Annotated in this window: 12 protein-coding genes and 1 tRNA gene; 9 read left to right on the top strand and 4 right to left on the bottom strand. The window is 63.1% G+C overall.

Features of this window, described 5'->3' with window-relative positions; all coding sequences use genetic code 11:
• Positions 1-79 precede the first annotated feature (79 nt).
• On the bottom strand, positions 80-463 hold the full coding sequence (locus ACODS0_RS18065; protein WP_488836227.1) for a hypothetical protein: 384 nt from the start codon (positions 461-463) through the stop codon (positions 80-82).
• Between the two features lie 168 nt (positions 464-631).
• A tRNA-Ser gene (locus ACODS0_RS18060) sits at positions 632-721 on the bottom strand.
• Positions 722-955: 234 nt separating this feature from the next.
• Here ACODS0_RS18060 and ACODS0_RS18055 point away from each other — a divergent pair.
• The 7 genes from ACODS0_RS18055 to ACODS0_RS18025 all read left to right on the top strand — a co-directional run bounded on the left by ACODS0_RS18055 (position 956) and on the right by ACODS0_RS18025 (position 10,584).
• The gene (locus tag ACODS0_RS18055; protein WP_218298593.1) at positions 956-1,576 is read left to right on the top strand and encodes a hypothetical protein; all 621 of its coding nucleotides are present in this window, start codon (positions 956-958) and stop codon (positions 1,574-1,576) included.
• Between the two features lie 110 nt (positions 1,577-1,686).
• Positions 1,687-2,304, top strand: a complete 618-nt coding sequence (locus tag ACODS0_RS18050; protein WP_121421007.1) for a hypothetical protein — start codon at positions 1,687-1,689, stop codon at positions 2,302-2,304.
• Positions 2,305-2,395: 91 nt separating this feature from the next.
• Complete coding sequence (locus tag ACODS0_RS18045; protein WP_488836338.1) at positions 2,396-5,335, top strand: hypothetical protein; 2,940 nt, start codon at positions 2,396-2,398, stop codon at positions 5,333-5,335.
• Positions 5,332-5,973 carry a tail fiber protein gene (locus ACODS0_RS18040; RefSeq protein WP_488836226.1) on the top strand — a complete coding sequence of 214 codons (642 nt, stop codon included), beginning with the start codon at positions 5,332-5,334 and terminating at the stop codon, positions 5,971-5,973. Before ACODS0_RS18045 ends, ACODS0_RS18040 begins: the two co-directional genes overlap by 4 nt.
• Positions 5,974-6,014: 41 nt before the next feature.
• Positions 6,015-7,424: a hypothetical protein gene (locus ACODS0_RS18035; RefSeq protein WP_488836225.1), complete on the top strand. Its 1,410-nt coding sequence runs from the start codon at positions 6,015-6,017 to the stop codon at positions 7,422-7,424.
• Entirely contained in the window at positions 7,411-8,268 is an 858-nt protein-coding gene (locus tag ACODS0_RS18030) for an FkbM family methyltransferase (protein ID WP_488836224.1), read from the top strand. The genes ACODS0_RS18035 and ACODS0_RS18030 overlap by 14 nt, the downstream gene beginning before the upstream one ends.
• Positions 8,269-10,584, top strand: a complete 2,316-nt coding sequence (locus tag ACODS0_RS18025; RefSeq protein ID WP_488836223.1) for a glycosyltransferase — start codon at positions 8,269-8,271, stop codon at positions 10,582-10,584.
• A gap of 12 nt (positions 10,585-10,596) precedes the next feature.
• Here ACODS0_RS18025 and ACODS0_RS18020 read toward each other — a convergent pair whose 3' ends face one another.
• Both ACODS0_RS18020 and ACODS0_RS18015 read right to left on the bottom strand, forming a co-directional pair.
• Positions 10,597-12,108, bottom strand: coding sequence for a protein kinase domain-containing protein (locus tag ACODS0_RS18020; RefSeq protein ID WP_488836222.1), 1,512 nt, complete (start codon positions 12,106-12,108; stop codon positions 10,597-10,599).
• Positions 12,109-12,125: 17 nt separating this feature from the next.
• The gene (locus tag ACODS0_RS18015; RefSeq protein WP_121421001.1) at positions 12,126-13,121 is read right to left on the bottom strand and encodes an FHA domain-containing protein; all 996 of its coding nucleotides are present in this window, start codon (positions 13,119-13,121) and stop codon (positions 12,126-12,128) included.
• Between the two features lie 520 nt (positions 13,122-13,641).
• Between ACODS0_RS18015 and ACODS0_RS18010 the strand changes: the two genes are divergently transcribed.
• Both ACODS0_RS18010 and ACODS0_RS18005 read left to right on the top strand, forming a co-directional pair.
• Complete coding sequence (locus tag ACODS0_RS18010) at positions 13,642-14,310, top strand: hypothetical protein (RefSeq protein ID WP_488836221.1); 669 nt, start codon at positions 13,642-13,644, stop codon at positions 14,308-14,310.
• A 4-nt stretch (positions 14,311-14,314) separates the two neighbouring features.
• Complete coding sequence (locus ACODS0_RS18005; RefSeq protein ID WP_488836220.1) at positions 14,315-14,953, top strand: glycoside hydrolase family 25 protein; 639 nt, start codon at positions 14,315-14,317, stop codon at positions 14,951-14,953.
• Positions 14,954-15,009 lie beyond the last annotated feature (56 nt).

Genomic DNA, 15,009 nt, shown 5'->3' with positions numbered 1-15,009 from the left:
CCGGCAATGGAACGAATTTTCAGAGTCCATAAAGGAGAGTCCCCGCTGTGGGATTCGTGCTGGTGCTGGACAGCTCTTTTTAGGGGATGACATATCCCGGTCGAACGTTACGCGCGCGCGAGGCGGCTTGCTCGGAACGAAGCTCCGAAACCAAAGCAAAAATTGCTACGTGAAAGCTCTTAAGTGGGTCCTCTCGGCAAAACTTTTCTGCGTAAAGAAGAATGGTTGGCGTTTCTGGAACAAGAACCTTTTGCAGACTGGAATTCAGGTTGTACCCAGAGATATATCCCATAGCCCATTGGCCGTAGAACAAATCAGCACCAGCGGTGTCCCGTTGCTTCATGAACTCGCCGCATGAGACGTAGCCTGCGCCGCGAATGTGAACTGGCTCTTGCTGCGCTGCTGCATGGTTAGCGCCGAGGAACAGCATAGAAAGGCCAATGGCGAGGGGCCGATTCTTCATGGATTCAATGACGCTAGGCCCGTGCTCATTGCGAGGGCAGACTGGATATTGTGTCCAAAGATGCGCGCCAAGGTAAGGTGGAATTGGACGAAGTGCCTACAGATTGCCTACAAGCAACGGCAAAAGAAAAACCCCGCTACCAAACTGATAGCGGGGTTTCTTTTGTACTGGCGGAGAGGGTGGGATTCGAACCCACGGTAGTGTTGCCACTACGCCTGATTTCGAGTCAGGTACATTCGACCACTCTGCCACCTCTCCTGTGTGTCGAAGCCTGCGATTATAGCCAGATTTTCAGGGACACCAGCGCCTCTCTCTCTATCTTCCACGCCAAATGCGGTCTCCTGCCGTGGGGCCAGCGCGCGCCGTTTGGTGGAGCTCCTGCCTGTAATTGCCTGTAATCGCTTTGCTTTGCGGGCCTGCCTACAGTCGCATCACTGCTTCAAAAACGCAGTGCCAAGCAACCCAGCGACAGGACATCAGGTAGGAGTCCCCATGGATATCAAGCTGCGATTTGTGAACCAGTCCCGCGACGGCAATAAGTCGGAGGTGGTGATGTATCAGAAGAACCAGCTCACCGGCATGGCCTCGCTGGCAATGGCCTGGAAGGTGATCCGGTTCTGCGGACGTGACTGTTACCACCCCTTTGTTTTCCCAGCGGGTTTCGAAGTGGGCGTTGCCGATGAGTACGGCAATTTTTCACCCCGCATGGCCGCAGAAAACGGCCAGATGCTCAGGCTGGAGTCCACCGCATCGGGGGGGCGACGCCTGCGGCGTGCGGGGCTGGCCAGTGCCTCCAATGAGCTCGATGTGCTCAACGACCTGGGCCAGGGCGCGGTCAATATCTGCGTCTTCAGGGATGGCCGGATGGTGGGCATGAAGACTGCCGTCACACCTGGCCAGAAGGCCGTGTTCCAGTACCAGCCGGTGCTGTGGATTGGCGTTGCATCCCAGGTGGCGCAGGGCGTGGCGATCAGCTCTGCAGTCATGAGCAATGCGAACACGGAACTGTCGCTGTTGGGCATCGCCAGCGCAGACATCGTGATGTCGGGCGGTGGGCCAGGCGAGGGCTCCACCCCCTACGAATTCAATCTTGAAAACATCGTGCAGATCTGACCATCCGGGCAGGTCCGCAACCACAGAGTTCGCTTCTCGGGCTTCAAGGCCGGGGGGCAAACGGGCAACGCATGGCGTGTTGCCACCACTTTCACCAACAGGAGAAACTCATGGGCGTTCAACTCAACTTCATCAACAACTCCAACGACACGAACAACTCGGAGGTCGTGATATTCCAAAAGAATGTCGCCACCAATTTCGACGAGCTGTCGGTGGCCTGGCAGGTCATCAAGTACTGTGGCCAGGGCGACAACCATCCGTTCACGTTTCCCATGGGCATGCAGGTGGGGGCCAGTGACAGCTACGGCAACTACACGCCACAGCTGGATGCCCAGAACGGCGAGCTGTTCCAGATGTCCTTGACCACGTCTGGCGACCGGCTCGTGCGCGCAGGCAGCGGCACCAGTTCCAAGGAAGTGCAGGTGCTCAACGCGCTGCCCAAGGGGGCCATCAACGCCAGTTGCTACAAGGACGGGAAGCTCCTGGCCATCAAGACCTCGATCGCGCCCCAGCAAAAAGCGGTGTTTGAGTTCAAACCCACCATATGGATTGGTGTGGCCTCCCAGGTCGTGCAGGGCCAGGTCATGAACTCGGCCATCATCTCCAACATCAACACCGAGCTGTCCCTCCTGGGCATTGCCAGCGCGGACATTGTGATGACGGGTGGCGGTCCTGGCGCCAACTCGACGCCGTTCGCGTTCAACCTCGAAAACATTGTGATGTGCTGAAGCGGTGCGTCGGTGCGTGGGGCTGTTCAGCGCCCCCGCGCCGATGCTCCGCAGCCCTCGCCGTCCACCCAGGAAGCATGCCGTGAACGAAATGGTCCAAAGAAGATGGAGCGCCATGGATGGCTGCCTGATCTTCGACATCACCATCAACCGTGCACCCCACGACGATGTCCCTTCCTGTGTCAGCGTGTCCTGCAGTTCGGGGGAGTCGGAGCGCCAGCGGGTCACCGTCACCAGACACTGGCCCGCACAGCCGTTTGAATTCAGATTCTCCTCGGGCTGCTATGTGTCGGGCTACCTGCAGCAAAAAACGCCGGTGCACATCGACGGCGTCCCCAATACGGCCATCTTTGCCGACATCCACTATGGAATGCGAGGGCAGGCGGATGACCACCACTTTGAAGGCCTCATGGCAGCGTGCCCCATGCGTGGGCCCCTTCCGCCCCCTCAGCCTCCCAGTCCATTGCCGCCTGTTCCCACGCCGGTGCCGCCAGCCCCGCCGGTCGATCCCGTCGAGCCGCTGCCTGTCCTCAACAGCCATCCGGAGGAGCTGTTTCCTTACGTGTACGTGCGCCGCTGGCCCAAGATCTCAGCCTCGGATCTTTTGCATGGCTTTGTCCAGTACGCCAGTGCCAGCCCTCCTTGCTGCAGTTTCTTTGAGGACCTGGTAGCGGCACGCGCCCAAGGCCGTGAAGCCGTGCAGTCACTGGCGCTGCGGTTCATTGACGGAGATGCCCCTTACCAGGGGCTCTTCATCGGAGACCTGGACAGCCTTCCCGGGCCCATGGGCCAGTTTGCGTCCTTGCTGGAGCAATTACCCGCGCCTCATGACAAGCCGCTTGAGTGGCTGGCGACCGCCCGTGCAGAAGTCGTGCAGTTGCTGCAGCGGTACGCCCTGACCTGGAGCTGTTTGGAATCTGGAAACTACCTGCAGACCTTGGACAGGGTCTGGCAGAGTTACTTCGCCCTGGTCATCACCCTGGGGTATGACGCTGCCTTGCTGGATGGGTTGACCCGCACCTTGCAGATGGCCCATCTGATCGCGGTGGCATTGCAGCCCAAAGCCCAGGACATAGCTGCAGTCGGCGCCGCATCAGAGACGCCAGCGCCCTTGCAGCCGGCCCCCATCAGTGCCGCCCAAATTGCATTGCTGCGCGAGGCCACTGTGGTGCTGCCGGCCCAGGTTTTTCCTTTGCCACCGGCTCGCACTGCAGAAAGATCTCCGCCCGTGGCCCCCGACGGTTGGATCGAGCCCTATGCCATTGGCGACTTGCAGATGGTGCGCCAGCGCCTTCTGCGCTACCAAAGCGGAGAGATCGCACGCATAGAAAACGTGATGCGCGGTGAGCGCCGGGAGGTCACGCACAAACGAACCCACCGGCAAAAGGATGAGCAAAAGCAGACCCTGGCCGAGATGCAGGTCCTGCAAAACGATGCAGCGGACGAACGCAGCAATCTCCAGGAAGAGTCGCGCAAGACAGTGGCCGAGGCGACCGAGACCCACCAGTACAACAAGTTCACCAGCAGCTACGGCCCTCCCACGCAGGCCACCCTGGATGGTTCCTGGACCAAGGCCGTGCAGCAAGGCGCCAACCCGGGGCTGGACGACACCACCCGCTTTGCACGCGACATCCTGAACAAGACGGTCAACCGCATCAGCCGCAGTGTCAGCCACACGCGCTCCAGCAGCACGATGAGCCAGACCGAGGACGCGGTGGTCAGCCTGATCGACAACACCTCGGGCACCCGGAACATGCGCGCCGTGTTCCGCTGGGTGAACAAGGTGTACGAGGCGTGCGTTGTGAACTACGGCCGGCGGTTGATGACGGAGTTCATGGTGTGCCAGCCCGCAGCGGGCTTCATTGCGCAGGAGCAGGCGCTGGCGGGGCAGGACTTCGCCAAGCCGCTGTCTCCGCTGCAAATGGGGGTTGCCACCTTTGAGGACATCAAGGTGGACGGCCCTCGCAACTACGCACGGCTCGGGGCCTACTACGGCGTGCTGGATCTGGATCCGCCCCCGCTGGCAGAGCGCTTCGCCTCGGCCACCCTGCGCAACGGTGAAGAAAAGCAGATCGCCGTTCCCGCAGGGTACGGCGCTACCCAGGCCTTTGTCAGCTGGGTAGGAGCGTCCCCTGGCCAACAGGCGCCTGTCGTGCTGGTGGGGCGGCAAACCGTGACCCCTGGCGCTGCGGCCAGTCCCGTGGCTCTTCACGGAGAGGACGAAACCGTACCGGTGTCCGTGATGGACTATCCACCCGGCTTCTCGCCACCCGGCGACCAACCGTTGCAGGTCAACGTGGAGATCGGCTGCGCACCTTCCAGTCGATGCATGGACCAGTGGCGCATCCGTACCTACGCCAGCATCGTGCGTGGCTATCAGGAGCGGATGGCGGCATACCATGGCCGCGCCCACGGCGGCGCGCCGTCTCCCGCACCGGTCTGTTCGCCGCTGGCCCGTCGGCAGATCGAGCAGCGCGAGCTGAAGAATGCCTGTCTGCGCCTGTTGCTGGAACGCCTGCTGACCCTGACCGGCATGTCCGCAGGTGCCGTGTGGGGGTCTCCGCCATCGCAATTCATGGTCAATGAGCCCCGCTATCTGCAGTTCTTCGACGAAGTACTGGAGTGGAACGAGATGGCCTACAGCTTCTATGCCAGCCCCGGCCTGGGCGCTGCAGGCGGGGTGCCGGAGCTGGGGAGCCTTGCGGCCGACGACGATGCCTTGTTCGCCAGTTTCTTGCAGGCTGGACAGGCACGTGTCCTGTTGCCTGTGCAGCCAGCGTATGTCATGGCCTTTCTCTATTTTTACTCGGCGGGCATGCTCTGGAGCGCCCCGGATCGGCTTGCCCCTGTCAATGCGGACGACATCGCTTTGGTCAACGACCTCAAGCATGCAGAGCCCCGGCAACAGAGTCCTGCGCACCGCCTGGGGCCGTGCTGGCAGGTGGTGGTGCCTACCTCCATGCAGGTGTTGGATGCGCCGGGCGACGAAGGGGGTGCGGACCTGCCCGCCCTTGGGGGGGCTGCATCATGATCGTGGTACCGGGGGCAACCAGCCCCTTCTTCTGTCGGCCAGCTTTTGGCGACCTCCCCGTGGGTTCGGTGACGGCGTTTGCTGGCACGTTGGGGCCGCCCGACAGCGCGAGCCCTGCTGCTGCGGTGAGCCCAGCCGCATACACCACCAACCCCCTGGAGGCGTGGGGATGGATGGTTTGCGATGGCCGATCGTTGCCCTGTGTGGACTACCCCGAACTGTTTGCCGTGCTGGGCTACGTGTATGGCGGTGCTGACGACAACTTCAACATCCCCGACTACCGTGGTTACTTTCTTCGCGGTATTGGCACGGGCACCCGCAACGATCCGGACATCGACCAACGCAGCCAGCCGCCTGGCGGCCAGGGTGCGAGCGATGGTGTGGGTTCCATCCAGCCGTTTGCCGTACAGACGCATGAGCACACCTACAGCAGCGCACCAGCCCCTTCGGCCACATCCCCCAGTGGAACAGCAGCAGGCGCGCCCAGCGTCGCCAGCACGCTGACCACGGGTGGTCCGGTTGCGGGCGCGGGCCAGGCGCAGGCGGTGCAGGTGAGCCCGAACGAGACGCGCCCCCTCAATGTGTACGTCAACTACCTCATCAAGTTCACCTACGGACTGCTCCCGCTTTTGAGATGACCGCGCACGTGTCCCCAGAACCCTTTCCAAGGAGAAATTGCATGGCATACACCAACGTCCAATTCATCGGCTACGTGCTCGACACGGCGCCCCAGGTGAACCCCGATGGATCCAAGACCTATCTGGGGTTGAACGATCCAAAGCTCGACATTGAAGCGCGCTGCGATGTGATGTTGCGCGCCATGCAAACGGCCCGGGATGCGTTGCCGCAGGCGTCTCCACCGACACCCGAGGGGGAAACCCTGAAGGTCTTCATGGCCCCTGAGTTCTTTTTTCGAGGTGCCTCGGGGGCTTACCTGATGGATGATGTCCAACGCGCCATTACCTCCTTGCAGCGCATGGCGGCCGATGACCAGTGGGTGGACTGGGTGTTTGTGTTTGGCACTATTTTGGGCGCGTCGTCGGCCACCCAGCAGACGCCGCCGTACGACATTGACCCACTCGCGAGCACCGAGATCTACAACTTTGCGCTGGTGCAGCAAGGGGGCGTGGCGGCGCAGGGCGATGCGGGGGCGCGGATGGTGATGAAGGAGTTGATGTCGGGGGTTGATTTCATCGCCACTGCCGTGAATCCGGGCGGCCTGTTGCTGGGCGACGTGGAATACTGGCCTGCATCGACCGGCGGTGGGCTGGGACGTGAGCAGCAAGAGGTCAACTATGACGGTGCCGGCGTGTTCGAGTTGGCAGGCATCACCTGGGGGCTTGAGGTCTGCCTGGACCACAGCGGCACGGTGCGCCGACTACAGAGGTCGCCGCAATTGCCGGGCCAGAAGCTGATTCAGCTGCAGGTGGTGCCATCGTGTGGCATGGGCATCCAGGCGCCGAGCGTGATCACGCAGGCGGGCGGCTATGTCTTCAATTGCGATGGCTCGGGCGCGGCAAGCCACTCCACCTTGGTGCAGCAGGTGCCACCGTTGGCCAATGTGCCCATGCTTTGCAGTGCGCCGGTCAGCGATGCCGATGTCGCGCTGCAAAGCACCTCGCCGGTGGAGGATGTTGCTCTCAGTGCCCTGTACGCCAGGGGACCGGGCGTGGTCAATATCTATCCGGCACAGGCCTTGCCTGCACAGCAGGTGGTGGTGGGTAACACCGTATGCCTCGACTGGCCCGCCAGCCCCGACTACCGTTTCATCTTCCAGCTGGTCTACAACAGCAGTGGCAGCTTCGTGACGCTGGTGTGCGAGATACGCAGCAAGAAGGCCAACTTCTACGGAAACAACTATTTCCTGCCGCTTTCGCTGCAGACGCAGGACTCCTGGAAACAGGACGTGCGCATCCAGATGACATTGGCGGCGGGCAGCAGCCCCTACGCTGGTGCCGTGTGGTGCAAGATCAACGTGCCCGGATTCATCTTTGAAGGCAATGCCTTTGAGTTCAGCGCCACGTATGGCGGCCCCGCGCCGTTCACCATCTGGCAGTCTACGGATGGCGCGGGCGATGACAACCTGTGACCCTGGCGCCGAGAGCGCACTGCAAGCACTGAGCGTGTCGGTGGGCCCGCAGGCCTTCCTGGTGCGCGCCAATGCAGCCCGGTGCGCGTTCTGGCACCGGGTGCAGGCCGGCGCGTGGGAGCCGCAAACCTTCGAGGTCTTCCGGCGCTTCCTGCAGCCCGACCGCTCCTACATTGACCTGGGTGCTTGGATCGGCCCTACGGTGCTTTATGGCGCAGCACTGTCGCGCTGCGTGCATGCCTTGGAGCCCGACCCGGTGGCCTTCGCAGAGCTGGACCGCAACGTGCAAGCCAACCCTGGGCTGTGCGAAAAAATCCACCTGCACCCCTTCGGCATTGGCCCCGAATCTGGCCCGCTGCATCTCTACGCCGGTGGTCTTTACTACGCAGGGCACAGTGAGTTCGGGGACAGCATGTCGGGCATGTTGGCCGCGCCGGATGTGCCTGGCCAGCCTTGCCAAAAGGCGCGGGGTGTGGACATGGAGCGCTTTCTGGACATGTATGCCGGGAAGGACTGCAACTTCATCAAGATGGACATAGAGGGTGGCGAATACGCTGTGATTCCCGGCCTCTGGCGCCGTTTGTGGCGGTGGGGGCCACCCACCCTTTGTGTATCCTTCCATGCTCCGGAAATCGCCCGGCGCGAGTCCTTGGTGCGGGCCTGCATCGAAGAGCTGCTGCTGTGTTACCCGCGCTTTTATGCGGCTGCCGACACCAAGGCCGTTGCGCTCGAAGAACTGGCGGACGCGGTGCATGACTGGGGCGACGAAGCCCCTGGCAGCCCCTGGCGCAAGCTGGAAGCGCTGCTCGGAGCCGGTTTGGTGGCGACCAGTGAGGAGTGGTGAATGACTGCTGCACCAGATCGCCAGATCCTGATTGGGGTGCATGTGACAGGGGCGGGCGAAGGCCTGGCCGCCACGCTGTCCAGTGTTTTCGAGAACACGCCGCTGCCCTTCGGGCTGCGGATATTGCCGGACAGTGCCGCCGCATCCCAGGACCCGGGTTTGCTGCAGTTGCGGCTTGCCCCTGTGTCTATGGTGCAGCGGCTCAGCCCGGCGCAGCCGGGGGCCGCTGCCTGCTTCAACCAGCTGGTGAGCGAGCCTGCCGACATCTATGTGTTTCTGGAAAACGGCGTGCGGGTCTGCCCCGGCTGGCTGGAGCTGCTCTTGGCCGCGCTGGACAGCGACGCCAGCCATGGCCTGGCGGGCCCCTCCACCAACCGGGGGTGGAATGAACAGGCCGTGGCACCAAACTGTGGCAGCACCCAGGAAGCGCTGTGGGACCAAGCGGATGCCTTGCTGGCGCGCTATGGCAATGCCTGGGTACCCCTGTCACCTCTGCACAGCCTGGCGGACTTCTGCTATGTGGTGAAGAACGAGGTGGTGGCCGCCATTGGCGCAGCGGACACGGCGTACACGCAAGGCCCATGCTGGGAGATGGACTACAACGTGCGCGCCGCCCGCGCCGGCTTCCTGGGTGTTTGGGTGCAGGGCGCCTTTGTGCACCGTGCGCCCCGCTGCGCGGTGCTGGCGCCTGTCCACGATGGACTGCTGGAGGCGAACAAACGGCTGTACCAGGACCGGTTCTGTGCCTGGCGCCGCGAGAGCCACCCGCAGGCGCCGCCCTACCACGGCCACTGCGTGGGAGACGATTGCCGCTACTTTGCCGTGCCCGAGCAGATGCGTATCTTCGTGCCACTGCCTGGCAATGTGGATCCCGCACCACTGGTGCCTGCGGCCACCTCATCACCTTTGCTGAGCTGTGTCATGCCCACGCGGGGGCGAGCGGCCTTTGTTGCGCAGTCGATCCGCTACTTCCAGCGGCAAGACTATCCCGCGCTGGAACTCATCATCGTCTACGAGGAGCAGTCCGACCTCCCTGCTGGCATTGATGACCCGCGCATCCGCTGCATCCGAATGCCGGCCCGCACCAGCATCGGCGCCAAGCGCAATGAAGCGGTCCGCGTGGCGTGGGGCGAACTGATCGCGCATTGGGACGATGACGACTGGTATGGCGCGCAGCGCCTGAGCCGCCAGGCCGCGCCCATTTTGCACAACCTGGCGGATGTCGCCGGGCTCAACGACATGCTGTTCATGGCCCGGCCGCTGGCGGAGTTCTGGGCCAGCAGCCGGGCACTGTTTCGCCGGTTGTTTGTAGAAAACGTGAGCGGCGGCACTTTGGTTTTCAGGCGCAGCCTGTGGGAGCATCATGGGCGGTATCCCGATACCTCGCTGCGGGAGGATGCGGATTTCCTGCTGAAGACCCTGCGGGGCGGTGCGCGGCTGTGCCGCATCTCGGGGCGTTCGCTGTGCATCTATGTGCGCCACGATGGGAACACCTGGAAGTTCAAGGAAGGCCATTACCTGCAGCAGGCCGCCTGGACCCTGGTGCCTGCCCCGGAATGCCTGTCGGACGATGATCGCGATTTCTACTTTCCTGCCGCCCCCGGTGGCACAGGCGACACTGTTGGCGCTGTTGGCGCAGTTGGCACAGAGGGCTCGCCGACGCCCGCGATGCCGCTGGTGTCGTGCATCATGCCCACCGCAGACCGGCGTGAGTTTGTGCCCCAGGCCATTCGGAACTTTCTGGCGCAGGACTATGAGCCCCGCGAACTGATCGTGCTGGACGACGGGCGCGACAGCGTCGCCGATCTGATCCCATCGCACGGCAGCATCCGATACCTGCGCCTGGACCGCAAATCCACCCTTGGTGCCAAGCGCAACATGGCCTGCGAGTTGGCGCGCGGCGAGGTGATTGCACACTGGGACGACGACGACTGGATGGCGCCCACCTGGCTCAGTTCGCAGGTCAAGGCCTTGCGCGGCCAGGGGGCCGACATCTGCGGCCTGGACAAGGTGTTCTTCTATGCGCCAGACGCGCGCCGGGCCTGGCAGTATGTGTATGACGGGCGCACACCCTGGGTGTGTGGGGGCACGCTGTGTTACCTGCGCGAGTTCTGGCGCAGTGCGCCGTTCGCCGATATCGATGTGGGGGAGGACAACGCTTTTGTCTGGTCGGTGCGGGACAAGCGCATTGCCACCAACCCGGACCAGCACCTGTATGTGGCCCGCGTCCACGACCGCAACACCAGCCCCAAAGACACATGGAACCGGCGCTGGCACAGTTACCCGGTGGAGCACGTCGAGAGGCTCATTCGCTGACTCTGTTCAGGCCTACTGGAGGGTGACGGGTGCCAGCCGGTACACCGGCTCGGGTTCCGGCGGGTGGGTCTTGCTGGTGCTGGCGTAGGCCTCCATTTTCACGCTGCCAGCCAGCTCATGGTGCGCGCGGTGGCTCAGCAGAACGGTTCCGGGGCCTGCTAGGCTGTTCAGGTGCAGCGTCACGTTGGCCGCGTGGTGGCTGTCCAACGGCTCACCGTGGGCTTGCAGGGTGGCCGTGTGCATGCTCCCTGATATTTCCAGGCGCACGCCATGCTGCACCTCCAGCATGCGGCTTCTTCGTTGCACCCGGATGCACAGGTCCTGTGCCAAGGCTGCTGCCTGCTGCAGGTTCTGTGCGCTGCTGGGGCCCTGCTCGAAGTGGAACAGCATGCAGTCTCCCAGCGTCCCCGCGCCATGGCCCTGGCCCGACTGCACGGCGTTGGCGCACCAGCGCAGCTGCTGCTCGCGAATCTCCTGCAGGTCGGACAGGGCCAGGGAAGCATCGCGGGCGGGGTACAGGCGCAGGGTCAGGCACAGGATGGCGCGCGAAGGAGCATCGACGTTCTGCGACCTGGGACGTTCCAGCGAATCCATGGTGGCCTGCTGCGCCTGGCCGGATGTGGACGGACCTGCAGGGCTCGGCCCTGCCGCGTGGCTGGGTGGGCGAAGTTGGCGCACCTGCGCTGCGCACTGGGCAAGGTCACCGTACAGTTGCGCGGCATCGGCGGTACGCCGGCGCACGTCTTTTTGCAAGGCCCGCTGGAGCAGCGCGGCCAGCGGACTGCCCTCTAGTTCCTCTGGCAAGGCGACGATATCTGTGCTCAGCTGGCGCTGCAGCACCTCGGTCAGGCTGGAGCCCTGGATGCTTGGTCGTGCGCTCAGGCACTCCACGAACATCAAGGCCCAGGCATAGATGTCGGTGGCGGGCCCGCACACCTCGCCGCGCAGCTGTTCGGGTGCGCAGTAGGCGGGCGTGCCCTCGGCTCCCGCGGTGAACTGGGGTTCTCCGTGGTGGCTGGCAAGCCCAAAGTCCAGCACCTTGGCGTGCAAGGTGGTGCCGCTGGAGATCACCATCACGTTCTCTGGCTTCAGGTCGCGGTGCACGATATGGTGGGCATGCAGGAAAGCCAGGGCATCGAGCAGCTGCGCCATCAGCCCCACCGTGTCCGGCAATGAGAGCCGGCCCTGGCGCTGCAGGAATTCGCGCAGCGTTTCGCCAGTCACGTACTCGAGCACGGCAAACGGCACGCCCTCCTGGGCCAGGCCTTTATCGATGAGCCGGACCACATTGATGTGGTGCAACAAAGACAGCACCCGGGTTTCCTGGTGCAGCCGCTGCTGCACACGCCGCCGGTTGGCGGGATCGCGCGCGGCTGGGGTGCTTGGAATCTTGATGGCCACGAACTGGCCGGTGCTGCGCTGCCGGGCCTTGAAAACCTGGCCCGATGCGCCCTGGCCCAGCAAACCCAACGATTGATAGCCCGGCACACCCACGGGAAAACCGTGCGTGGGCACTCGTGTCATTGCGATGGGGGGCAGGCTCAGGCCGCAAGCGACTCTTCAGCGTGGATGGGGCTGATCAGGGCCAAGGGGTCGAAATCGGCTTCCCGCTGGGTACCCCGTGTGATGCTGAAACGCAGGCAACCAAAGCGCAATGAGCCACGGCGCCTTTCGATCAGCTCGGGGACATGGGAGTCGCCGGGCATGGCCAGTGCAAGTTGCTTGCGCATGCGGAAGATCTGGATGTTGAGGTGCCCGGGCTCCACACCCAGCATCTTCGCCAGGCGCTCCAGCTCGACCCAGCCATGGGCCTGGCTGTCCCGGTGGCGCTGCGCATCGGCCCATCGCAAACGTGCCAGCGTCAGCAGTGCGTAGTGGTGGGTGCGCTCGCCCAGGTCGAACTGCCGCTCTCCCTCCTGCACCTGCAGGCGCACATGTTCCTCATCCAGGCTGACGTTGAAATGCAGGCTCGTGCGTGGACGAATACACGGCGCTGCGCCAACCATGGCCTCCATGGTCGATGTGACCTCCTGCGCCGCAAGGAAGCACCAGGCCTGGTTGGAAAATCGGACCTCGTCGCCGTCTTCCAGCACCCAGCTGCCCTGGGGCGTGGTGCATATCCACCGGCCTTGCTCGGCGCAGTGGATGGACACTTCGGCATGCTGGCCCTGGGGCAGCAGGTTGGACCGCTCCAGTGGCACGGGAGCGCTGTCGTGCCCCAGCGGCCAGAGCAGATTGGCGGGGGCTGCAAGGTCTTCCACAACCCAGCCAGAGCCGTCGTCACGCCCGAAGCCGATGGTGCTTCCTACGCGGAGTGCAAAGGCTCCGCTGTGGGACAGCAGCTCGCCATCGAGCAGGGTTCCGTTGCGGCTGTGGTCGTGCAGTTCCCAGGTGCTGCCCGTCCAGCGGATCGATGCATGCAGTTGCGAGGCATCCGGGTTTTCCAGCAAGGTGTCCGAGGAACGGCCTCGCCCAAACACGTGAAGTGTTCGCAAATGGATCTTGCGCTGTGTTGCGCGGTTTTTCAGGATTGCCATCAGTCAGTCCCTCATTTTTTCTTCGTCACACCTTGCGGCGCGGTTTCCTTTGGCCCCGCGCATGGCTGAATGTGATGCCTCGCAGCCCGTGGCATGCCGCTGTGCAGCGGACGCGGGTTTCCTGTCCGGGCGTTCGCCAAGAATTCCCGATGCAGCCCAATGAGTGTGTTGGCGCTGTCCTCCCCACGCAACTACCAAATCTGGTAGTTAACGTTCTGCTTGCAATTGCGCGGGATATCAACGGCGTGACGCCCCGTTGCAAGGCATCGCGCAGCCCAGCCGTTCAACTGATTTTTGACCCCGCTGTTTGCAGGGCCAGGTAGTTTTGGGATTGACTGCAGCGGCACGACGGTGCAAAGAATCTGCTCCCCAGGCCGGCTGCAGACTGGTGTGCAGAGCGGTGGGTCAGTACCTGTGATGGCGTGTAATGGGCTGTAATCGCCAAGCGAGGAAAGGGTCTCCACAATGTATCGAGCGAGATGAGCTTGCCATCCGCACCGATCCATTGACGGAGAAAACCATGCCTTACCTGTCTGACACTCAACGCAATTTGCTGGCTCCTGCGGGCCAGCCACATCCTCGCAACGGTGCCACGGTGCCAACCTCGCAGCAGGCGCCCTTTGTGAACGCCGCCTGCTGGGGTTGGGCGTTGAATGGTGAATACGTGAATGCCGACGACCCCTACGCAGCCACCACCATCTATACCTCGGACAACGGCGCCTTCGTGTTCAATGCCGAGCGTGTTCCCACCGGTCTGAATGCGGAGTTTTTTGCGGTCACCGATGTGATTTTTCCGCAGACGATGCCGTATCACACCACACTGGCCGCCAATTTTGCCAACGCACTGGGTGGCAATGTGGCAGCGCAGGACGCCTGCCGTTCTGCCCTGATGAAGCTCACGGCAGAACTCAATGGGCATACGGTGTTGCCCGACAACGGCTCAGCGGTCTACACCATGGTCATGAAGTCGCCGAGCTGGTACGGCTGGTGCCATTGGGGCATTGGCATTCAGGGAGCAGGCGGTGGGGACACGACCTACCAGCAAAAGGTCAACGGCAGCGTCCTGAACCCCAACACCCTGCAATACAACTGCGGCGTGATGTGGGATGAAGGCCAGCCGCTGACCACGACGATCCGCATTGATGGCCTGTTGCAAACGCAGGTCGACATGCTCAACCGCGTGGTGTGATGCCATGACAGTCCAAGCCCGTGGCATCGACGTCAGTCACTACCAAGGCAACGTCAACTGGCCCAGCGTGGCTGGCAGCAACGTGGCCTTTTCCTTCATCAAGGCCACCGAAGGCATCGCCTATGTGGACCCGCTTTTCCGTGCCAATTGGTCCGGCAGCGCCGCCGCAGGATTGCGCAGAGGCGCCTACCACTTCGGCCATGCTGGCAGCGATGCCGTCGCCCAGGCACAGTTTTTCTACAACACGGTCAGCGCCGATGGAACGCTGGGGCCCGGGGACTTGCCGCCGGTGCTGGATCTGGAAACCCTGGATGGGCAAAGCCCCGCCGAAGTCCTGCAGTGGGCCCTGGCATTCCTGTCTGAGGCCGATGCGCTGTTCGGGCGCCAGACCATGGTCTACACCGACACGGGCTTCTGGCAGGCGCTTCAGGCGCTGCCCGGTTGCCAGGTGCTGGCCTCCCGCCCGCTGTGGCTGGCCGCGTATTCGGCCTACCCGCACGTGCCACCGCCCTGGTCGTCCTGGACGTTCTGGCAGTACAGCGATGGCTCCTCCAATGGCGGCAGCCCGGTGGCGGGTGTGGTGGGTGCCGTGGACCAGAACTGGTTTGCAGGCTCGGAGGCGCAGCTTGCCACGCTGGGCTGATGTCGTTTGTTTGCTGAGAAGGGCAACGGCCCAATTTTTCCAACAGAAGGAGTAGC

Source organism: Acidovorax sp. FG60 (assembly GCF_057808995.1).
The sequence above is the reverse complement of the archived record's forward strand: the minus strand, read 5'-3'. Positions and strand labels throughout refer to the sequence as shown.